This is a genomic window from Blastococcus sp. SYSU DS0617, from assembly GCF_054051075.1.
The window spans coordinates 129,734-150,222 of the sequence record NZ_JBJHAO010000009.1 but is presented as its reverse complement, the minus strand read 5'-3'; the positions used below and the strand labels follow the sequence as shown (position 1 = coordinate 150,222).

The window sequence follows — 20,489 nt, the reverse complement described above, 5'->3', positions numbered from 1 at the left end:
GTCAGTCCTCCAGCCGGCCGTCGAGCGACCCGCCCTGGTCGAAGAAGGGCCGGATGCGGTTGTCGAACATGGTGAGGGCCGACCCGATCGCCATGTGCATGTCGAGGTACTTGTACGTGCCCAGCCGGCCGCCGAAGAGAACCCGCTTCTCCGCGGCCTCCTTCGCGGCCAGCTCCCGGTAGCGCTCCAGCTTGGCGCGGTCCTCGGGGGTGTTGATCGGGTAGTACGGCTCGTCGCCGCTCGTGGCGAACCGCGAGTACTCCCGCACCACGACGGTCTTGTCCGTGGGGTAGTCCCGCTCCGGGTGGAAGTGCCGGAACTCGTGGATCCGGGTCCAGGGCACGTCCTCGTCGGCGTAGTTCATCACCGACGTGCCCTGGAAGTCACCGATCGGCAGGACCTCGGTCTCGAAGTCCAGGGTGCGCCAGCCCAGCTCGCCGGCCTCGTAGTCGAAGTACTTGTCGATCGGGCCGGTGAACACCGTGGGCACGTCCGTGGGCAGCTGGTCCCGCACGTCGAAGTAGTCCGTGGAGAGCCGGACCTCGATGTTCGGGTGATCGGCCATCCGGGTCAGCCAGGCGGTGTACCCGTCCTTGGGCAGACCCTCGTAGGTGTCGTTGAAGTAGCGGTTGTCGAAGGTGTAGCGGACCGGGAGCCGGGCGATGATCGCGGCCGGCAGCTCGGTGGGATCGGTCTGCCACTGCTTCTTCGTGTAGCCGCGGATGAAGGCCTCGTAGAGCGGGCGCCCGATGAGGGAGATCGCCTTCTCCTCGAGGTTGGCGGCCTCGGCGGTGTCGATCTCGCCGGCCTGCTCGGCGACCAGCGCGCGGGCCTCGCCGGGGGAGAAGCTCCGGCCGAAGTACTGGCCGATGGTGGCCAGGTTCATCGGCAGCGAGTACGTCTGGCCCTGGTAGATGCTGAAGACGCGGTGCTGGTACTTCGTGAACTCGGTGAACTGGTTCACGTAGTTCCACACCCGCTCGTTCGAGGTGTGGAAGAGGTGGGCGCCGTAGACGTGCACCTCGATGCCGGTCTCCGGTTCGGGCGCGGAGTAGGCGTTGCCCCCGATGTGGTCGCGCCGGTCGATGACCAGCACCTTCCTGTCCAGCTGGGTGGCGACGCGCTCGGCCACGGTCAGGCCGAAGAACCCGGAGCCGACGACGACGAGTTCAGGTCCGGTGGAGGTCACGGGTGGTGACGATACCGGCCGGACGCGATTCGGCCGGGCGCGCCGGGGGGCGCCTCACCCCTTCCGGAGGGCCGCCACGAGCCAGTCGCCGACGCGCGTGGTCTCGAAATCGGGCCCCTCGAACAGCTCCACGGGGAAGCCGACCGACCAGGCGCTCCCGCGGTCGCCGCCCGCGTCGCGGTCGGTCGAGTCGAAGGTCACCTCCTCGTCCTCCACCTCGAGGGCGAAGACCGACGGCGCCCGCTCGTCGGCGCGCAGTCGCTCGACGACGTCGTCGGCCGGCAGCCCCTCGAGCGACTCGAGGAAGGACCGGCGCTCCGCGTACTCGCCCAGCGGGTTGGCGTAGAGCCCCCACCACTGCTGGTAGGCGTGGAAGGGCTGGGTCGCCAGCAGCGAGATGCGGTCGGTGAGGACGACGCCGGTCTCCTCCTGCCCCGCTGCGCGCGCCGAGTCGCGGATGGCGTCGGCCAGCTGGTTCACGGGCACGTCGCCGCCCTCCTCGTCCTCGGCGACCTCCCGCCCCTCGGTCGAGGCCAGTGCGGGGAGGCTGCCGTCGGGATACGGGTGGTTGTGGGCCAGCCGGCTCAGGTCGACGTCCCGGTTCATCCATTCGCGTGCGTGCGCCGAGAGGTTGAGGAACAGCAGCACGGTGAGCGCGGCGAAGGCGAGCCGGCGCAGCGGCAGCCTCGGCCAGGCGCCGACGGCGCGGGTGCGCAGGTCCGGGCCGACCGCCGCGAGCGTCAGCGTGGCCCCGGCGAGGAGGCAGAGCCCGAGCACCAGCAGGACCCGGTGGAACAGGACGCCGTTCGATGCCTGACCGGCCACCAGTTGCACGACGCCCAGCAGCAGCACGGCGACGCCGAGGGCCTGGAGGCCGCGGACCCGCGGGTGCCGCTCCCCGTCGAGCACCAGCAGCCCGACGGCCCCCACCAGCGCCACCCACAGCCAGGGGGAGGCGCTGATGGTCACCAGGTTGACGTAGGAGTCCTCCTCGACCCAGGTGGTCGCGGCCGCGGGCGGGAGCCCGGCGGCCACGTACTCGACCAGGAACCGGCCCAGCCACGGGGACACCAGCACGACGGAGGTGAGCCCGGCGACCGCGACCTCGCGCAGCCGGGAGGAGTCGCGCCGCCGCCACGCGACCAGGACGAGCACGCTGACGACGGCGACGAGCGCGTACAGGAGGTACAGCCACGCGGCCGCTGCCAGCGCCACCCCGAGCGCCAGGCCGCGGCGCCAGGAGAACGGGCCCCGGGCGCTCGCGAACCAGGTCAGCAGCGCGGGCAGCGGCAGGGCGACGAGCCACGCGTAGGGCTCGTACGCCCCGGAGAACATCAGCGTCTGGGCGCCCAGCCAGCCCGCCCCGACGGCCGGGAGCCCGACCACCGTCACCGCGACGAGCAGGGCCGTCAGCCGGGTGCCGCAGGTCAGCCGCCACAGTGCGAAGGCGACGACGACCACCAGGTACAGCGTGACGATCGAGGCCCACTTGTAGAGCCGCCACGCCTCGACGTCGGTGAGCTGCGCGACCAGGCCCTGGATCCAGAACCAGCCGGGGGAGTAGAACGCCGGGACGTCCCGGTAGGTGTAGTCCTGCAGCGCCAGGGAGTCGGCGAACCGGGTGACGTACTCCATGCGGAACGACTGGTCCCCACGCGGACCGGAGAAGAACCAGTCGGTCCCGTTCAGCGAGACGAGGGTCAGCGCGGGCAGCAGCGCGGCCACGACCGCTCCCGCCCAGTGGTGGGCGACCGGCGTGCGGCGGGTCAGCAACCAGGCGAGCAGCGGGGTGGACACCAGGACGAGGGCCGATGCCTGGTACTGGCTGCGCAGCTCGGCCGCCGGGGGCAGCAGCAGGTAGCCCACCAGGACGGCGAGCGGGACGAGGACCCACGGGAGGAGCACCTGCGGCCCGCCGGCCCGGCCGGCGGGCCGCGACGGGGAGGCGGCCGGCCCGGTCGGGGTCGTCCTCGGGGACACCTGCGTGTTCATCTCCGCCCTCGGTGGTCGTCGTGCGGGGGCGGGTCCGGGAGCCCCGCGGCTACGGTCCACTGCATACACGACCACCCACCCTCCCGAGGGGGAGAGCGGGCGGTCGCACCTGTCCGGTTCCCCCGCCCGTTACGTTCTTGTCATGCCATCCGTCCCTGCCGACCTCCCGCTGAGGGTGGTGGCGGTCACCTACTCGCCCGGCGCGGTCCTGCGCGGCTTCGTCGAGTCGATCGCGGGCGCCACCAGCCGCCCGGTGGAGATCGTCCTGGCGGACAACGGCTCGACCGACGGCGAACCGGAGCGCGCGGCTGCCGAGCACGGGAACGTCCGGGTGCTCAGCACCGGGGGCAACATCGGCTACGGCGCCGCGGCCAACGCCGGCCTGGCCGGGCGGACGAGCGGCTACGCGATCGTCGCCAACCCCGACCTGCACTTCGAGCCCGGCTCCATCGACGCGCTCCTCGAGGCGGCGGAGCGCTGGCCCCGGGCGGCGACCATCGGCCCGGCCATCAAGACGCCGGACGGCGACCTCTACCCCTCGGCCCGGGACCTGCCGCGGCTGTCCACCGGTGCCGGGCACGCGCTGCTCGGCTGGGCGTGGCCGGCCAACCCGTGGACGGCGCGCTACCGCCGCGAGCGGGAGGCGCCGCGCGAGCGGCCGGCCGGCTGGCTGTCGGGGTCCTGCCTGCTGATCAACCTCGAGGCGTTCTGGTCGGTGGGCGGCTTCGACCCGGGGTACTTCATGTACTTCGAGGACGTCGACCTCGCCGAACGGCTGGGCCGGCGCGGCTGGCTGCACGTCTACGTGCCCTCCGCCGTCGTCGTGCACGAGGGCGGGCACGCGACCCAGCGCGACCCGTACCGCATGCGCCGGGTGCACCACGCCAGCGCGCTGCGCTACATGTCCGGTCAGTACCCCGGCCGCTCGCACCTGCCGCTGCGCGGCGCGCTCCGGGCCGGGCTCGGTGCCCGGATGCTGCTCTCCTACGTCAGCGGCCGGGTGGCCGCCGGCGCCCGGTTCCAGCGCCGCGCCGCCGACCTCGACGTCCTCGGCGCGGGCCAGGGACGCCCGGCGACCGCGCCGGCCGACGGCCCCGGGGAGCGCTGAGGTGCGGCACGCGGTGATCATGGCCGGCGGTTCCGGCACCCGGCTGTGGCCGCTGTCCCGCGCCCAGCGCCCCAAGCAGCTGCTCGACGTCGTGGCCGATGACGACGGCGGTGCGCACAGCCTGCTGGCCGAGGCCTTCGCCCGGCTCGAGGCGGTGCTGCCGGCCGACCGGATCTGGGTGTGCACCGCGGCCCGCTATGCCGACATGGTGCGCGCGGCGCTGCCCCGGCTGCGCCCCGACCGGCTGGTGCTGGAGCCGACGGCCCGGGACACCGCCAACGCCGTCGGGCTCACCGCCGCGCTGGTCGCCGACGTCGACCCGGACGCGGAGCTCGCCGTCGTCAGCGCCGACCACGTCATCCGGCCGGTCGAGCGGTTCGTGACGGCGCTGACGACCGCCTACGACGTCCTCGGTGTGCGGCCGACGGCGCTGGTGACCCTCGGGGTCACCCCGACCTCGCCCGCGACCGGGTTCGGCTACGTGCAGAAGGGCGCGCCGACGGAGGTGCCCGGCGCGGCCGAGGCGGCCTCCTTCCGCGAGAAGCCCGACCGCGCGACCGCCGAGGCGTACCTGGCGTCCGGTGAGTACGTCTGGAACTCCGGCATGTTCGTCTGGCGGGCGCAGACCGTGCTCGACGCGCTCGCCGACCACCTCCCGGAGTCGGCGGAGGGCCTGGCCCGCATCGTGGCCGCGCCGGCCGGACCGGAGCGGGACGCGGTCCTGGCCGAGGTCTTCCCGACGCTGCCGAAGATCAGCGTCGACTACGCCGTCCTGGAGCCCGCGGCCGCCGAGCCGGGGCGGGTCGCCGTCGTCGACCTCGACGTCGAGTGGCTCGACATCGGGTCGTGGCCGGCGCTGGCCCACACCCTGGAGACCGACGACGACGGGAACGCCGGGCGGGGCCTGCGGGTGCTGCTGGACAGCTCCGGCAACGTCGTCCTCTCCGACGACCCGGACCACCTGGTGGTGCTGTTCGGCATCCGCGACTGCGTCGTGGTGCACACGGCGGACGTGACCATGGTCTGCCCGGTGGGCGACGCCGAGCGGGTCAAGCAGCTGCTCGCCGAGGTGGAGTCCCGGCACGGCGACCGGTTCAGCTGAGCCGGAGCCCGCTGGCGCCCCGCTGATCCCGGGTACCGTCGTGCCCCGCTGACCCACCCCGAGGCGAGCAGAGCCACCTCGTACCCCGGAGCGCGCCCTGAGCACCACCACGCCGGCCCGTACGCCGGGAACCGCCCCTGCCGTCGAGTCGGCCTTCCGGCCGGACTGGCCGCTCGACGTCCGGCGCACGCTGGCGGTGCACCTACGCGGGGCGGGTGACCCCACGCTGCGGTTCGAGGCCGACGGGACGTGGCGGGTGACCACCACGCCGGAGGGCGCGGCCACCGTCCGGATCACCGTGGTGGCCGGCGAGGTGCGCATCGCCGCCTGGGGGCCGGGCGCGGAGTGGGCCGGCCGGCGGGTACCCGCCTGGCTCGGCGCGGAGGACGACGCGGCCGCGCTGGACTGCGGCGGTCACCCCCTGCTCTCCCGGCTGCAGCGCACGACGCCGTGGCTGCGGCTGGGGCGCACCGAGCGGACGTGGGACTCCCTGGTGCCCGCCGTCCTGGAGCAGAAGGTCACCACGATCGAGGCGCACCGCGTGTGGCGGGCGCTGCTGCGGCTGGCGGGGGAGGCGGCGCCCGGACCCGCGCCGGAGGGCATGCGGGTGCCGCCGTCGCCCCGCCGGCTGCTCGACGTGACCGACTGGGAGTGGCACCGCTGCGGTCTGGACGGTGCCCGCCGCCGGGCGCTGCGGGCCGTCACGACGGTCGCCGCCCGCATGGAGCCGCCCGAGGCGGTCGACCCGGCGGACCTGCGGCGCCGGCTGACGACGGTCCCCGGCATCGGCCGGTGGACCGCGGCCGAGGTGGTGCAGCGGGTCTTCGGTTGCCCGGACACCGTCAGCTACGGGGACTTCCACCTGAAGAACCAGGTCGGTTTCGCGCTGACCGGCGCCGCCCGCACCGACGACGACACGATGATGGCGCTGCTCGCGCCCTGGACGGGGCAGCGGCACCGGGTGGTGCGGCTGCTGCTGGTCAACGGGGTGGCGCGGGCGCCGCGGTTCGGGCCCCGGAACGCGCCCTCCGACCACCGCCGGATCTGAGCACCGCTCAGCAGAACCGCCGCTCCGCGGCGAACGGGTCGATCGGGATGCGCAGCGAGGTGCGATCCGGCGCACCGACCACGTTCTCCCCGAAGCGTTGCCAGGTCAGCGGCTCGGTCGTCGCCTCCACCAGCTCGGCCAGGTCCCCGCACGCGAGCGCGGTACGCGAGGCCGCCACCAGCTCGACGGCGGGCAGGTCCTCGACCTGGCGCTCGGCCAGCTCGGGCGAGCCGTAGCGGGCCAGCAGGTACCAGGCCGGGTAGATCTTCTCGTGCCCCGGCCGCCCGGGCGGCCCGGCCTCGATGTGGCTGTTGACCGTGTCGGTGAGGCCCAGGCCGTCGAGGACGAACACGTCGAGGTCGGAGGCGTACCCGTAGAACCCGGCGTTCCCGACGGAGAAGACGACGCCACCCGACGAGGGCGCGAGCACCTCGAGCTCGGTGTCGGGTCGCACGGGCGTCACCTGGAGCACCACCAGGTCCTCGCCGTCGGCGGCGAGCTGGTTGACCCGGTCGACGTAGTCGGCCAGTCCGGTACCGCCGTGGTCCTCGAGCGTGACCGGATTCGCGACCCCCGCCAGGCCCGCGTAGAAGCCGCGTTCGTCGGCGATCATGCCGTCGGCGGAGACGCTCCCCGCGTAGTCGGTGCGCAGGATCGCCGCCGAGGCCAGCGCCCAGACCGCGGTCACGGTGAGGACGGCGGCGCCGGTCCAGGCGCGAGCCCGCACGAACGGCACTGCGGCGAACGGGCAGAGGAGGAGGAACAGGCTCGGCATCAGCAGCCGGGCGTGCATGAAGTCCCCGCCGACCCGCACCACGTAGAGCGCGTGCGCCACGGCCGCCAGGAGCACGGCGCCGACGAGCGACCACTCGCGGGCCCGCCACGCGAGCGAGGGCAGCAGGGCGACGAGCATCGCGACGAGGAGCAGGCCGGGGACCCAGAGCAGGTGCGGCGCCACGAGGTCCACCAGGTAGTCCGTGCCGCGTCCCCAGAGCGGGCGGCCGGACTCCTTCGCGACGGCGGTGTTGGGGACGAGCAGCCCGTAGAAGCCCATCCGGAAGACCTGGTAGGCGATCGGCAGCAGCCCGGCGGCGGCCAGTCCCAGCAGCCGCCGCCACCAGGGGCCGACGGCGGACACGGTGGTCCACAGCAGCAGGACCCCGGCGATGAGGGCGAAGTCGGGCCGGACGAGCGGGCCCACGCCGAGTAGCACGTAGAGCCACACCGGCCGGCCGGCGCACCGCCGCTCGCTCTGCATCCAGCGCACGAGCCCCCAGAAGGACGCGCCCAGCCAGGCGAAGGACATGCCCGTCTCCAGCCCCGAGGTGGTGAAGTCCCACGTCGGCGGCAGAGCCAGGAGGACGACAGCCCCGAAGGGGACGGACAGCGGTGCCGCCGTCCCGCCGAACAGGGCGCGTGCGCCGAGCATGGCGAGCAGGACCCCGGCCGCCGTCCCGACCAGGCCGAGCACCACGGAGATCCAGGCGACGCCGTCCCCCGGCACCAGCCACTCCGCCACGGTCAGGAGCGCGAGCCAGGCAGGACTCGTGGCCACCTCGGTCCGTTCACCGGCGGAGAAGACCGGGCCGTTGCCGGCGAGAAGGTTCTCGACCACGCGGAAGTTGATGAACGCGTCGTCCGACGTCCAGCGACGGGCCCAGCCGGCGCCCAGGATGCCCAGCAGGACCGCCGCGTAGAGGGCCTTCTCGAGGTTGCGCATGCGGCCCCGGGGCGTCGCGGTGGCCGGGACCTGCCCCGGTGGTCTCTCCGTGGGCTCGGGAGGGCGGTCCTGGGCGGTGCGGGGCACTGTGGCTCGTCCGTCCTGCGCTGGCTGCACGGTCGTCCCGGCGGCCACCGCCGGCGGCAACGGCCGGCTCGGGCGGTTCGCCTCCCAGCCTAGGCGCGGTCCGGCTCCGGGGCAGGGCGCCCGTCGGCTGCCGGCATGCCCACTGCCGGCCTCAGTGCGGCTCGGCGAGCAGGCCCAGCAGGTAGTCGCCGTAGCCGCTCTTGCCCAGCGGCCCGGCCGCGCGCTCCAGACCCTCGTCGTCCAGCCAGCCGTTGCGCCAGGCGACCTCCTCGATGCAGCCGATCTTGAGGCCCTGTCGTTCCTCGACCACCGAGACGAACTCCGTGGCCTGGCGCAGCGAGGCGAACGTGCCGGTGTCCAGCCAGGCGGTGCCGCGGTCGAGCACGGTGACGGTGAGCCGGTCCTCGCGCAGGTAGTGCTCGTTCACCGCGGTGATCTCCAGCTCGCCGCGGGCGCTCGGCGTGATGCCCCGGGCCACCTCGACGACGTCGCCGGCGTAGAAGTACAGCCCCGGGACGGCGTAGGAACTCTTGGGCGCGGCCGGCTTCTCCTCGATCGACAGCACCCGGCCGTCGGGGTCGAACTCCACGACGCCGTACTCCTGCGGGCTGGCGACGTGATAGGCGAACACGTGGCCACCGGCGGGCTCCGGCAGCCGCGCCAGGGCGGTCCCCAGGCCGGCGCCGTAGAAGATGTTGTCGCCCAGCACCAGCGCGGCGGCCTCGCCGTCGAGGAACTCCGCGCCGATCAGGAAGGCCTGCGCCAGGCCCTCGGGCCGCGGCTGGACCGCGTACTCGATGCGCATGCCCAGGCGGCTGCCGTCCCCCAGCAGCGAGCGGAACGCGTCGGAGTCACCGGGGGTGGTGATGATCAGCACCTCGCGGACGCCGGCCATCATCAGCGTCGACAGCGGGTAGTAGATCATCGGCTTGTCGTAGACCGGCATGAGCTGCTTGCTCACTGCCTGGGTGATGGGGAAGAGCCGGCTCCCCGTGCCCCCGGCCAGGATGATCCCGCGCATGAGCAGGCACGCTACCGACCGGAGCCGCCCCCGGTGGGCCGGAGGCCCAGCCACAGCCTCCCGACGAGTGAGGTGCCACCGGCCGTGGCGGCCGGCTCCCAGCGGGTGGCCCAGCCCTCCGCGTGCAGCTGCACGATCGCGGCCCCGAGCAGCGCCCCGAGGTTGACCGCGGTCGTGGTGGTCACCGCGTCGCTCAGGTGGACGTCGACGACGCCGTCGTCCTCCCCGCCGTAGCGCAGCACCACCGGGAACTCCGGCAGCGCCGCGCTGGCGGTCCGGAACGCGGCCGCCACCGCGTCGAGCTCACCGGCGCGCGGCACCAGGTCGCGGGCGGGGGCACGGGTGCCGACCACGTCCCGGGAGCCGTAGGGGAACAGGTCGTCGGCGGGCAGCCGCACCAGCGGCCGGGTGCCCTCGTCGGGGTCGGCCGGGGCCGGCGGCAGACCGCGGACCACCGCGACCGGCACGCCGTCGAGCTTGCCCTTGACCAGGTCGGCGGCCGAGGCGAGCTCGTCCACCAGGGCGATCCGGGTCGTCTCCAGCCGGTTGCCGTGGGCGTCGACGGCACCCCGGTGGTCCACGAGCGCCGCGATCCCGGCCGACCCGACGGCAACGTCGGTCAGCCCCTCGCGCCAGGTGCGGCCGAAGGTGTCGCTCACCACCACGGCGACGTCGACGCCGAGCAGGTCCGCGAGCCGGGACCGCAGGGCGCGTGCCGAGGCGTCGGAGTCCTCCGGGAGCAGGACCAGCGAGCCCTGGTCGACGTTGGACGCGTCGATGCCCGCCGCGGCGACCACCCAGCCGTGCGGGGTCTGCACGATCTTCAGCGGCCCGCGCCGGGCCACGACCCGCACGGTCTGGCCGTCGATCGCGGACTGCCGCGCGGCCTCGCGGTCGGCGCCGGGCTCCACCCGGACCAGCGCCCCCTCGACCTTGGAGACCACCTTCGAGGTCACGACCACGACGTCGCCGTCGGCCAGCCACGGGGCGCTCCCGGCGATCGCGGCGGCGAGGTCGTCGCCGGGTGCGAACTCCGGCAGCCCGCGCACCGGGAGGACCGCGATCCCCGCCGGCGGCTCAGACACCGGCGGCCTCCAGGGCAGCGCGGGCCAGCGCCGTCGTCGCCTCGGGGGAGGACATGAGCAGCGGGACCTGCCGGACGTCCACGCCGGGGACGTCGGCCCCGTCGCCGGGCTGCACCAGCCACGCGTCGACCAGCCCGCCGTCCGGGCGGGCGCCGTAGTGCCGGCCCACCCCCTCGGCGCTGACCTCGATGTCGAGGACGGGTAGGCAGCGGTCGGCCATCCCGCGCACGACCGCACCGCCCACGATCGGTGAGACGCCGGCGATGCGCCCCGGCGTGGCCAGGAGCGCCTCGCGCATGCCGGGGACGCCCAGGATCGTCCCGATCGAGACGACGGGGTTCGACGGCGCGAACAGGACGGCGTCGGCGCCGGCGAACGCCTCGGCGACCCCCGGGCCGGGGCGCGCCGCGTCCACACCGACCTGCACGAAGGCCGATGCCGCCAGCTCCGCCCGGTGCCGCACCCACCACTCCTGGAAGTGGATGGCGCGCGGACGCCCGTTCTCCGGGTCGGTCACGACGACGTGGGTCTCGACCCGCTGGTCGCTCATCGGCAGCACCGTGACGCCGGGCTGCCAGCGGTCGGCCAGCGCCGCGGTGACGGCCGACAGGGGGTAGCCGGCGTCGAGCATCCGGGTGCGGATGAGGTGCGTGGCCAGGTCGCGGTCACCGAGGCCGAACCAGTCGGGGTCCGCGCCGTAGGCGGCCAGTTCCTCCTTGACCGTCCAGCTCTCGCCCGTCCGGCCCCACCCGCGGTCCTCGTCGATGCCCCCGCCGAGGGTGTAGACGACGGTGTCGAGGTCCGGGCAGATGCGCAGCCCGTGCAGGGTCACGTCGTCGCCGGTGTTCACCACCGCGGTGATGTCCGCCTCGGGCGCGGCCGCCCGCACCCCCCTCAGGAATCGAGCCCCTCCGGTCCCACCAGCCAGCACCACGATCTGCACGAAACACATCGTGCCCGATAGGCAGTTGTGCACTGTTCCACGGGCGTGTCGGGGGAGCAGACGAGATGTGACGAAGGGGGCGTGACGGATGGGGCTCGTGTGGCGTGTCGCTTACACCGAGCAAAGTTGACGGCCGGGCAACGACACGCGTGTAATTCCGTCGACGTCATCGAGTGCTGAGCGGTTCGGGAACGTCTCGACAGCCGCGCACCGGGACGAGAGCGAGAGGGGAGCATCGTCATGGCCGAGGTCTCGTGGTTGAGCGATTACGTCAACGGGAGCGACCGGACGACCGACCGGTTCGGCGCGGGCGCCGGGCAGGGCCTGGCTGCCCCCTCGGGTACCGGGATCAGCGGGCTGCTGGGCATCGGCCTGGAGTCCGAGGCGCAGTCCTGGCAGGAGCGCGCCCTGTGCGCCGAGACGGACCCGGAGGCGTTCTTCCCCGAGAAGGGCGGCTCCACCCGTGAGGCCAAGAAGATCTGCACCGGCTGCGAGGTCAAGGCCGAGTGCCTCGAGTACGCGCTCTCCAACGACGAGCGCTTCGGCATCTGGGGCGGTCTCTCCGAGCGCGAGCGCCGTCGGCTGCGCCGCCGCGCCGTCTGAGGTCGCCCACCCCCTCCGCCGCAGCTCGATCCGCAGCCGCCGACGATCCCCGTCGGCGGCTGCGCTGTGTTCGGGGCAGCGCGCCCTGGTCGCCGTCGGTCGTGAGCCGGTGGTCCTGGCCCGCGGCTCAGGCGTCCGCCCGCAGCACGCTCGGCGTCCCGTCCGTCCGCGTGGTGGTGCGCTGGTCCTCCCAGCGCAGCTCGCCCTCGGCGGTCCGCCATCCGGCCCGCTCCTCGCCGGTGGCGACGACGGTGGCCGACACGTCGTAGCTCCGGCCGGTCCACCGCACGGGAGCTCCCGGGGAGCGCAGGAAGGTCGGGAACCGGCCGGACACGGAGAGCTGGTCGCCGTCGCGGACCACCTGCACGTCGGGTGCGGCCAGCTCGGCGTACTCGGTGCGCCCGGTCCGGCAGCCCGGACCGCCGGCCTCGGGCGGCGCGGACGTGGCCAGGCAGTTGGCGGTGGGCAGTCGCAGCCGCGCGACGGCGCGTCCCGCGTCGTCGACGGACAGCTCCAGCTCCGGGTAGGCGGCGGTGATGCCGACGGCGTGCTCCTCGAGGACGACACCGCCGAAGGCCAGCCGGGCGGCGATCCCGTCCGGCTCGCCGGAGGGCGGGGCGGGCGTGGCGGCGGGGGTGGCGCCGGTCGTGGCGTCGGCCGCCGGCTCCGGGGACCGGGCGGACGCCGCGAGGGCGGCCGCGAGTCCGACGAGCAGCAGGGCGACGACCGCGAGACCGGCGAGCACCGTGCCGGGGCGGGAGCCCGGCGGCGGGGGAGGGCTGCCCCCGGGGCCTGCGGGGACCACGGGCGGCGGCCCGAGCGGGGCCCAGACGTCGTCGCGCTCCTCGACGGCGTGGTCCCCGGTGCCCGGCGGGGAGGTCAGGAACTCGGCGAGGTCGTCCCGTGGCGGAGCGGCCGGCCGGGGCGGCGCCGCCGGGGCGGACGGCGTCCGGAGCCGGAGCACGGCCGCGCCGGTCGCGAGGACGAGCAGGATCCCCAGCACCGCGCCGAGCGCGATCCAGGGCGCGGCGGGAACGTCCATCGTGCCCAGCATCGCAGGACGGCCCTGGTGAGGTGCGGGTGCGGCGTCCTGCAGGGGCCCGCCGCGAGCGTGCGAGCGGCGGGGGGCAGGAGGTCCTTACGCGGTGGGGTCGATCTCCTCGGGGTCGCGGCCCAGCAGCACGGCCACCTGGTCGACCACCACGTCACGCACCAGGTCGGCGAGGTCCTCCCGGTCACCGGCCCGCAGCTCCAGCGGTCGCCGGTAGACGATGATCCGCGGCGGTACCTCGCGGCCGTCCTCCCGGTGGGCGGGCAGGACGCGGGCGAGCGGCACGCTGGCGTCGTCCAGGACGTCGGCGTCGAGCACCACGTCGTCGGGGCTGGTGTGGTCCACCCACGGCACGTCCTCGACGGCGAACTCCACGCCGGCGAGCTCGCGCTCCCACCGGCGCTCGAGCTCCTCGACCGCGTCGAGCACCAGGTCGTCGAACTGCTCGGCGCGGCTGCGCGCCAGCGGCACCTCGGCCGGCACCAGGCGGCCGCGCAGGCCCCGGCCGTGGCGGTCGCGGCGGGAGCGGGCGGGACGGCGCGAGGGACCGGTCATGACGGGGCGAAGCCTACGGCGCCCCGCGGGTGCGGCGACGCGATCACCGCGGCATCCGCCGCCAGACGGCGCGAGGGAGCAGCCGGAGGAGGAAGAAGACCGGCCGCAGCACGGCCGGGACCCACACCTCGCCCCGGCGCCCCCGCAGCCCCGCGACGACGGCGTCGGCCACCTGGTCCGGCGTGCTGGAGAACGGGGCCGGTGACATGCCCTCGGTCATCCGGCCGATCACGAAGCCGGGGCGGACGAGCAGCAGCCGCACGCCGGAGCCCGCCAGCGCGTCGGCCAGCCCGCTGGCGAACCCGTCCAGCCCCGCCTTCGCCGAGCCGTACACGTAGTTGGCCCGCCGCACCCGCACCCCGGCCACCGAGGAGAAGACGACGAGCGTGCCGCGGCCGGCGGCCCGCAGGCGGTCGGCCAGCAGGGTGAGCACGTGCACCTGGGCGGTGTAGTCGGTGTGCACGACGGCGACCGCGGCGGCCGGGTCGCGTTCGGCGAGGGCCTGGTCGCCCAGCACGCCGAAGGCCACCACCACCGTGCCCGGCACGCCGAAGCGCTCCTCGACCTCGGCGAGGACGGTCGCGTGACCTGCGAGGTCGTCGGCGTCGAAGGCGACCCGGCCGACGGTCGTGGCGCCCGCCCGGCGCAGCTCGTCCTCCTGCGCGTCCAGGTCGGCGGGCCGCCGTGCGGCCAGCACGAACGTGTCGCAGCCGAGTGCTGCGAGCCGGACGGCGACGGCCACGCCGATCTCGCTCCGGCCGCCCAGCACGAGGACCGGACCTGTGTCGATGCCCACGGGGTCATCGTGCAGGATGGGGTCACCGCGCCCGACATCCCGGTGTGCCTGCTGCGGCGGGCCCGCAGGCGGGTTTACTGTGCCTTGCGTGAGGAACCGGTGGTGAGGCAGTCCCGTCGCTGCTCGCGCAGCGGCTGCGCGCAACCGGCAGCGGCGACTCTGACCTACGTGTACGCGGAGTCGATGGCCGTTGTCGGGCCGTTGGCGACCTTCTCGGAGCCGCACAGCTACGACCTCTGCGAGTTCCACGCCGAGCGGCTGACCGTGCCCCGCGGCTGGGAGGTCGTCCGGCACGAGATCGATCTCGAGGACGTCGGGCCGACCGGTGACGACCTGCTCGCGCTGGCCGACGCCGTCCGCGAGGCCGCCCGGCCCGAGCCGGCGCGCGACCCGCTGGACGACGGCCGCGGCACCCGGCGCGGGCACCTGCGCGTCCTCCCCGACCTCAGCTAGCGCCTCGGCCCGGAGACGTGGCTGCCCCGTCCGGGGACTCGTCCCGAGCCTGCGAGGGGTGAGAAGGACGGGGTCCTTATAGGGTCGCGGTCGTGGACGACCTCTCATCGATCATCAAGGCCTACGACGTCCGCGGCGTGGTCCCCGACGAGTGGGACGAGGTCGTGGCACGCGCCATCGGCGCGGCCTTCGCCGAGTTCGTCCACGCCGACAGCGGCGCCACGTCGGTGGTCACCGCCCACGACATGCGGGACTCCTCGGTGCCTCTCTCGCGGGCCTTCGCCGAAGGTGTGATCAGCCGAGGGCTCGACGTCGTCGAGGCCGGGCTCGGCTCGACGGACATGCTGTACTTCGCCTCCGGGTCGCTGGGCATCCCGGGCGCGATGTTCACGGCCAGCCACAACCCGGCCAAGTACAACGGCATCAAGATGTGCCGCGCGGGCGCGGCGCCGATCGGGCAGGACTCCGGTCTGGCCGACATCCGCGCGTCCGCCGAGCGGGACGGCTACGACCGCGAGCCCGACCGGGTGGGCACGGTGAGCCAGCGCGACGTGCTGGCCGAGTACGCCGCCCACCTGCGCGGGCTGGTCGACCTCTCGGCGGTCCGGCCGCTGAAGGTCGTGGTGGACGCCGGCAACGGCATGGGCGGGCACACCGTGCCGGTGGTCCTGGCCGGCCTGCCCCTGGACGTCGTGCCGATGTACTTCGAGCTGGACGGCTCCTTCCCGAACCACGAGGCAAACCCGCTGGACCCGGCGAACCTCGTCGACCTGCAGGCCGCGGTCCGCGAGCACGGCGCCGACATCGGCCTGGCCTTCGACGGCGACGCCGACCGGGTCTTCGTCATCGACGAGCGCGGCGAGCCGGTGAGCCCCTCGGCGGTCACCGCGCTGGTCGCCGTCCGCGAGCTGGCCAAGGGTCGCGGGACGACGATCATCCACAACCTGATCACCTCGAAGGCCGTGCCCGAGATCGTGCGCGAGCACGGGGGCGAGCCGGTGCGCACGCGGGTCGGCCACTCGTTCATCAAGGCCGAGATGGCCCGCACCGACGCCGTGTTCGGCGGCGAGCACTCGGCGCACTACTACTTCCGCGACTTCTGGCGGGCCGACACCGGGATGCTGGCGGCCATGCACGTGCTCGCCGCGCTCGGCGAGCAGTCCGGCACGCTGTCCGAGCTGACCGCGGCCTACTCGCGCTACGCGGCCTCCGGGGAGATCAACTCCACGGTCGACGACGCGGCGGCGCGGATGGCCGACGTGCGCGCGGCGTTCGCCGACCAGGAGGGGGCGCGGATCGACGAGCTGGACGGTCTCACCGTCGAGCTGCCCGACGGCGCCTGGTTCAACCTGCGGGCGAGCAACACCGAGCCGCTGCTGCGGCTGAACGTGGAGGCGCCGGACGAGGCGCGGATGACCGAACTGCGGGATCAGGTACTGGGGATGGTGCGGGCATGACGAGCGACACGACGACCGGTGGACCGCTGGGGCTGGACCCCGAGCTGCTGTCCATCCTGGCCTGCCCCGACACCCACCACAGCCCGCTGACCGTCGACGAGGCGGCCGGCGAGCTGCTGTGCACCACCTGCGACCGGGCCTTCCCCGTGCGCGACGGCATCCCCGTCCTGCTCCTGGACGAGGCGCGTCGCCGGGGCGGTGGGGCGCGCGAGGGTGGCGGGGCGGGCCGAGAACACGGCGCATGATCCCGCCCGAGCTCGCCGAGGAGGTCCTCGACGACCTCGACGTCATGCGGGCCCGTGATCCGCGGAGCCTGCTGCCGGCGGTCGCGGGTGCCGGGGCGCAGGTGCGGGAGACCGCGCGCCTGACCCGGGAGACCGGGCTGGAGCGGATCACCGACGGCGGGCGGCCCCGCGGGCTGGTCATCGTCGCCCGCCGCGAGGGCGCCGTCGCCGCCTCGGTGCTGCGGGCGCTCCTCGGCCCGGCCAGTCCGGTGACCGTCGACGTCCTGCCGGGGCCGGCGCTGCCGGCGTGGACCGGGCCCAGCGACGTCGTCGTGGTCGCGACCCGCACCGGAGCCGGCGCGTACGCCGTCGGCCCGGCGTACGAGGCCGCCCGCCGCGGCATCTCGCTGCTGGGGATCGGAGGGGAGGACGCGCCGCTGCGCGCGGCCTGCTCGGTCGCCCGTGCGCCGTACGTGGCCCTGCCGGACTCCCGCGTGCAGCACACGACGCTGTGGTCGCTGCTGACGCCGATGCTCCTGCTCGCCTCCGACCTCGGTCTGCTGCCCGGCGACGTGGCCGATCCGGACGCGATCGCGGCAGCGCTCGACGCGACGGCGCAGGAGTGCGGTCCGGCGCGGGAGACCGTCGTCAACCCGGCCAAGACGCTCGCGGTGGAGCTGCTCGACTCGATGCCCGTCATCGCCGCGGAAGGGCCGCTGGCCGGAGCGGCGGCGACCCGCATCGCCGACCAGCTGGCCACGCTCGCCGGGCTGCCCGCGACCGACTTCCGGCTGCCCGACCAGCGGGTCGCGGCCTGCGCCGTCCTCGGTGGCCCGCTGGCGCCGCACGACGCCGACGACTTCTTCCGGGACCGGGCCGACGACGCCGGCCGGCGGCTCCGGCTGCTGACCATCCGGGACGCCCTGGCCGGTGGGCACGACGGTGCGGGGGAGCGCGAGCCCCGGTCGGCCGGTGAGGCGATGGAGGAGGTGCTGCGCACCGCCGCCAGGCACAACGTCCCCGTCAGCGGCCTCGCCGAGCAGGGGGAGGCGGCCTCGGGCCGGTTGCCGCGGCTGGCCCGGCAGCTCGCCGTCGCCGACTTCACCGCCGTCTACCTGGCCCTGGCGCTGGACACCGAGCGGGGACGCCGCCCGTGAGCGGGTCCGGCGCGTCAGCGTCGGCATCATGGGTAGAGCACGCGTGCTGACCGACGGAAAGGACCTCCCGTGGCGGGTGGACTCGTAGCCCTGCTGGACGACGTCGCGGTGCTGGCGCGAGCCGCCGCCGCGTCGATCGACGACATCGGGGCGGCCGCCGGACGGGCCAGCATCAAGGCCGCCGGCGTCGTCGTCGACGACACCGCGGTCACCCCGCAGTACGTGCACGGGCTCAACGCCGACCGCGAGCTGCCGATCATCCGGAAGATCGCGCTGGGGTCGCTGCGCAACAAGCTGCTGATCATCCTCCCGGCGATCCTGCTGCTCAGCCAGTTCCTGCCGTTCCTGCTCACACCGATCCTCATGATCGGCGGCGCCTACCTCTGCTACGAGGGCGCGGAGAAGATCTGGCACCGGTTCAGCGGCCACGCGGAGGAGCACGCGACCGTCGAGGACGCGCTCCCGGACGAGAAGACGATCGTCTCGGGGGCGGTGCGCACCGACTTCATCCTGTCCGCCGAGATCATGGTGATCAGCCTCAACGAGGTCGCCAGCGAGGGGTTCCTGTCCCGCGCGGCCATCCTCGTCGTCGTCGCGCTCGGCATCACCGTGCTGGTGTACGGCGTCGTCGGCCTCATCGTGAAGATGGACGACATCGGCCTGAGCCTCGCCCGGCGCTCCGGCTCGGGCCTGGCCGCCCTGGGACGCGGGCTGGTCAAAGGGATGCCGAAGCTGCTGAGCGCCCTGACCGTGGTCGGCACCGCCGCGATGCTCTGGGTCGGCGGGCACATCATCCTGGTGGGCACCGACGAGCTGGGGTTCCACCCGCTCTACGAGTTCGTGCACCACCTCGAGGAGGCGGCCCACGACGCGACCGGCGCCCTGGGCGGTGTCGTGGGCTGGCTGGTCAACACGCTGGGCAGCGCGCTGCTGGGGCTGCTCGTCGGCGCCCTGGTCGTCGTGGTGATGACCCTCACGTTCCACCGGCGCACGGCCGACGCCGGGAGTGGTGCCGGAGCGCACTGAGCAGGGGACAGTAGGGGCATGGACGCGGGGAAGACCGACCGGACGCTGCTCTCCCCGGCCCGGCGGCGCGCCGACCGTGCACGGCTGGACGGCGAGGTCGTCGACCTGCTCGTCATCGGCGGTGGTGTCACCGGTGCCGGCGCCGCGCTGGACGCGGCCAGCCGGGGGCTGTCGGTGGCGCTGCTGGAGGCGCGCGACTTCGCGGCGGGCACCTCCAGCCGCTCGAGCAAGCTCATCCACGGCGGGTTGCGCTACCTCGAGCAGTTCGCCTTCCCCCTGGTGCACGAGGCGCTGCACGAGCGCGCCCGGCTGGTGCAGACGATCGCGCCGCACCTGGTGCGGCCGCTGCCCTTCCTGCTGCCGTTGACCTCGCCGGTGTGGCAGCGCGCCTACTTCGGCGCCGGTGTCGCGCTCTACGACGTCCTGGGGGCGGCCTTCACGCGCAACCGGCCGATACCCCGGCACCGGCACCTCTCGCGCACCGCGACCCTGGAGGCGTTCCCGGGGCTGCGCCGCGACGCCGTGCGCGGCGCCATCCGCTACTGGGACGCGCAGGTGGACGACGCGCGGCACACGCTCGCCGTCGTCCGCACCGCCGCCGGGTACGGCGCCCGGGTGCTCTCCAGCGCCCGCGTCACCGGCCTGCTGCGCGACGGCGAGGGGCCGGGCGCGGCCGTCGTGGGGGTGCACGCCGCCGACCTCACCGACGGCTCGTCCTTCACCGTGCGGGCGCGCAGCGTCGTGGCGGCCACGGGGGTCTGGAGCGACGACATCGGCACCATGCTCGGGGACGCCGCGCCGGACCTCCGGGTGCGTGCCTCCAAGGGCGTGCACCTGGTGGTGCCGCGGTCGGCCATCGACGGGGGCTCGCTGGCCGCGGCGGGCGGGACCCAGGACGGGCTGATCCTGCGCACCCCGACCAGCGTGCTGTTCGTGATCCCGTGGGGCGAGGAGTGGATCGTCGGCACCACGGACACCCCGTGGAAGCTCGACCGCGACCACCCGGCGGCCAGCAGCGCCGACATCGGCTACCTGCTCGACCAGGTCAACCGGGTGCTCGTGCGGCCGGTCACCGCCGACCAGATCCTCGGCGTCTACGCCGGCCTGCGACCGCTGCTCGCCGGGGAGTCCGACGAGACCAGCCGGCTGTCCCGCGAGCACGCCGTCGTCGCCCCGGTGCCGGGCCTCGTCCTGGTGGCGGGCGGCAAGTACACGACCTACCGGGTCATGGCCGAGGACGCCGTCGACGCGGCGGTGGCCGGGCTGCCCGGCGTGCCGGCGTCCCGCACCGCGCACCTGCCGCTGGTCGGGGCGCACCGCTGGAGCGAGGTGCGCGACCGCGCCGCGGGGCTGGCGGCCGGCGCCGGGCTGCCCGAGGCGGCGGTCGAGCGGCTGCTGCACCGGCACGGCGACCGGACCCCGGACCTGCTGGCCCTCGCCGCGGACGACGCGGAGCTGGGGCAGCCGCTGCCCGGCGCTCCGGACTACCTCGCCGCCGAGGTCGTGCACGCGGTCACCGCCGAGGGCGCGCTGCACCTCGACGACGTGCTCACCCGGCGGACGCGGATCTCCATCGAGACGGCGCACCGCGGCGTGGACACCGCGCCCCGGGTCGCCGCGCTCATGGCCCGGGAACTCGGCTGGGACGAGGAGCGCACCGCCCGGGAGGTCGCGCACTACGCCGCACGCGTGGAGGCGGAACGGGAGTCGCAGCGGATGCCCGACGATCACACCGCCGACGCGGCGCGGCTGGGCGCCGCCGACGTGCGCGCCGGCGTGACCTCACCCCGACGGGGGAAGGCCGCGCACGAGGGGGGCATCGCTGTCCCGGCGGGAGGTCCGGGGGCCGGACCGGGGCGTTAGCCTGAGCCG

At 74.7% G+C, this 20,489-nt stretch carries 19 protein-coding genes; 10 read left to right on the top strand and 9 right to left on the bottom strand.

Annotated features, from left to right (window positions below; translation table 11 throughout):
* Position 1: 1 nt before the first annotated feature.
* Both glf and ACI793_RS12225 read right to left on the bottom strand, forming a co-directional pair.
* Positions 2 to 1,189 (bottom strand): UDP-galactopyranose mutase, encoded by a 1,188-nt coding sequence (glf, locus tag ACI793_RS12230; RefSeq protein WP_456606639.1) that lies wholly within the window; start codon positions 1,187 to 1,189, stop codon positions 2 to 4.
* Positions 1,190 to 1,243: 54 nt separating this feature from the next.
* Complete coding sequence (locus ACI793_RS12225; RefSeq protein WP_456606638.1) at positions 1,244 to 3,181, bottom strand: arabinofuranosyltransferase; 1,938 nt, start codon at positions 3,179 to 3,181, stop codon at positions 1,244 to 1,246.
* 142 nt (positions 3,182 to 3,323) lie between these two features.
* Here ACI793_RS12225 and ACI793_RS12220 point away from each other — a divergent pair, with 142 nt between their 5' ends.
* The 3 genes from ACI793_RS12220 to ACI793_RS12210 all read left to right on the top strand — a co-directional run bounded on the left by ACI793_RS12220 (position 3,324) and on the right by ACI793_RS12210 (position 6,439).
* Positions 3,324 to 4,289 carry a glycosyltransferase gene (locus tag ACI793_RS12220; protein ID WP_456606637.1) on the top strand — a complete coding sequence of 322 codons (966 nt, stop codon included), beginning with the start codon at positions 3,324 to 3,326 and terminating at the stop codon, positions 4,287 to 4,289.
* A gap of 1 nt (position 4,290) precedes the next feature.
* Positions 4,291 to 5,391 carry a mannose-1-phosphate guanylyltransferase gene (locus ACI793_RS12215; protein WP_456606636.1) on the top strand — a complete coding sequence of 367 codons (1,101 nt, stop codon included), beginning with the start codon at positions 4,291 to 4,293 and terminating at the stop codon, positions 5,389 to 5,391.
* A gap of 256 nt (positions 5,392 to 5,647) precedes the next feature.
* Complete coding sequence (locus ACI793_RS12210; RefSeq protein WP_456606635.1) at positions 5,648 to 6,439, top strand: DNA-3-methyladenine glycosylase family protein; 792 nt, start codon at positions 5,648 to 5,650, stop codon at positions 6,437 to 6,439.
* A 7-nt stretch (positions 6,440 to 6,446) separates the two neighbouring features.
* On the opposite strand, the gene ACI793_RS12205 is transcribed toward ACI793_RS12210, so the two are convergent.
* The 4 genes from ACI793_RS12205 to cofD form a co-directional block, all read right to left on the bottom strand.
* Positions 6,447 to 8,159: a hypothetical protein gene (locus ACI793_RS12205; RefSeq protein WP_456606634.1), complete on the bottom strand. Its 1,713-nt coding sequence runs from the start codon at positions 8,157 to 8,159 to the stop codon at positions 6,447 to 6,449.
* 238 nt (positions 8,160 to 8,397) lie between these two features.
* Complete coding sequence (gene rfbA / locus ACI793_RS12200; RefSeq protein ID WP_456606633.1) at positions 8,398 to 9,267, bottom strand: glucose-1-phosphate thymidylyltransferase RfbA; 870 nt, start codon at positions 9,265 to 9,267, stop codon at positions 8,398 to 8,400.
* 11 nt (positions 9,268 to 9,278) lie between these two features.
* On the bottom strand, positions 9,279 to 10,352 hold the full coding sequence (locus ACI793_RS12195; protein ID WP_456606632.1) for a coenzyme F420-0:L-glutamate ligase: 1,074 nt from the start codon (positions 10,350 to 10,352) through the stop codon (positions 9,279 to 9,281).
* Positions 10,345 to 11,304, bottom strand: a complete 960-nt coding sequence (gene cofD, locus ACI793_RS12190; RefSeq protein WP_456606631.1) for a 2-phospho-L-lactate transferase — start codon at positions 11,302 to 11,304, stop codon at positions 10,345 to 10,347. The genes ACI793_RS12195 and cofD overlap by 8 nt, the downstream gene beginning before the upstream one ends.
* Positions 11,305 to 11,643: 339 nt before the next feature.
* Between cofD and ACI793_RS12185 the strand changes: the two genes are divergently transcribed.
* Positions 11,644 to 11,898, top strand: a complete 255-nt coding sequence (locus ACI793_RS12185) for a WhiB family transcriptional regulator (protein ID WP_311344033.1) — start codon at positions 11,644 to 11,646, stop codon at positions 11,896 to 11,898.
* 127 nt (positions 11,899 to 12,025) lie between these two features.
* Here the strand turns inward: ACI793_RS12185 and ACI793_RS12180 are convergent, their stop codons facing one another.
* The 3 genes from ACI793_RS12180 to ACI793_RS12170 form a co-directional block, all read right to left on the bottom strand.
* A complete protein-coding gene (locus tag ACI793_RS12180) occupies positions 12,026 to 12,940 on the bottom strand; it encodes a hypothetical protein (RefSeq protein ID WP_456606630.1) in 915 nt (304 codons plus the stop codon).
* Between the two features lie 96 nt (positions 12,941 to 13,036).
* Entirely contained in the window at positions 13,037 to 13,504 is a 468-nt protein-coding gene (locus tag ACI793_RS12175; protein WP_456606629.1) for a metallopeptidase family protein, read from the bottom strand.
* A 43-nt stretch (positions 13,505 to 13,547) separates the two neighbouring features.
* Positions 13,548 to 14,300: an SDR family NAD(P)-dependent oxidoreductase gene (locus ACI793_RS12170; protein WP_456606628.1), complete on the bottom strand. Its 753-nt coding sequence runs from the start codon at positions 14,298 to 14,300 to the stop codon at positions 13,548 to 13,550.
* A gap of 102 nt (positions 14,301 to 14,402) precedes the next feature.
* Here ACI793_RS12170 and ACI793_RS12165 point away from each other — a divergent pair, with 102 nt between their 5' ends.
* The 6 genes from ACI793_RS12165 (at position 14,403) to ACI793_RS12140 (ending at position 20,480) form a co-directional block, all read left to right on the top strand.
* Positions 14,403 to 14,753 (top strand): DUF3499 domain-containing protein, encoded by a 351-nt coding sequence (locus tag ACI793_RS12165; protein ID WP_456606627.1) that lies wholly within the window; start codon positions 14,403 to 14,405, stop codon positions 14,751 to 14,753.
* Between the two features lie 92 nt (positions 14,754 to 14,845).
* Positions 14,846 to 16,210, top strand: coding sequence for a phosphomannomutase/phosphoglucomutase (locus ACI793_RS12160; RefSeq protein ID WP_456606626.1), 1,365 nt, complete (start codon positions 14,846 to 14,848; stop codon positions 16,208 to 16,210).
* Positions 16,207 to 16,455 carry a Trm112 family protein gene (locus ACI793_RS12155; RefSeq protein WP_456606625.1) on the top strand — a complete coding sequence of 83 codons (249 nt, stop codon included), beginning with the start codon at positions 16,207 to 16,209 and terminating at the stop codon, positions 16,453 to 16,455. Before ACI793_RS12160 ends, ACI793_RS12155 begins: the two co-directional genes overlap by 4 nt.
* Positions 16,452 to 17,591 (top strand): SIS domain-containing protein, encoded by a 1,140-nt coding sequence (locus ACI793_RS12150; protein WP_456606624.1) that lies wholly within the window; start codon positions 16,452 to 16,454, stop codon positions 17,589 to 17,591. Before ACI793_RS12155 ends, ACI793_RS12150 begins: the two co-directional genes overlap by 4 nt.
* Before the next feature lie 69 nt (positions 17,592 to 17,660).
* Complete coding sequence (locus ACI793_RS12145) at positions 17,661 to 18,617, top strand: DUF808 domain-containing protein (RefSeq protein ID WP_456606623.1); 957 nt, start codon at positions 17,661 to 17,663, stop codon at positions 18,615 to 18,617.
* 18 nt (positions 18,618 to 18,635) lie between these two features.
* Entirely contained in the window at positions 18,636 to 20,480 is a 1,845-nt protein-coding gene (locus tag ACI793_RS12140; protein WP_456606622.1) for a glycerol-3-phosphate dehydrogenase/oxidase, read from the top strand.
* The last annotated feature ends 9 nt before the right edge of the window (positions 20,481 to 20,489 follow it).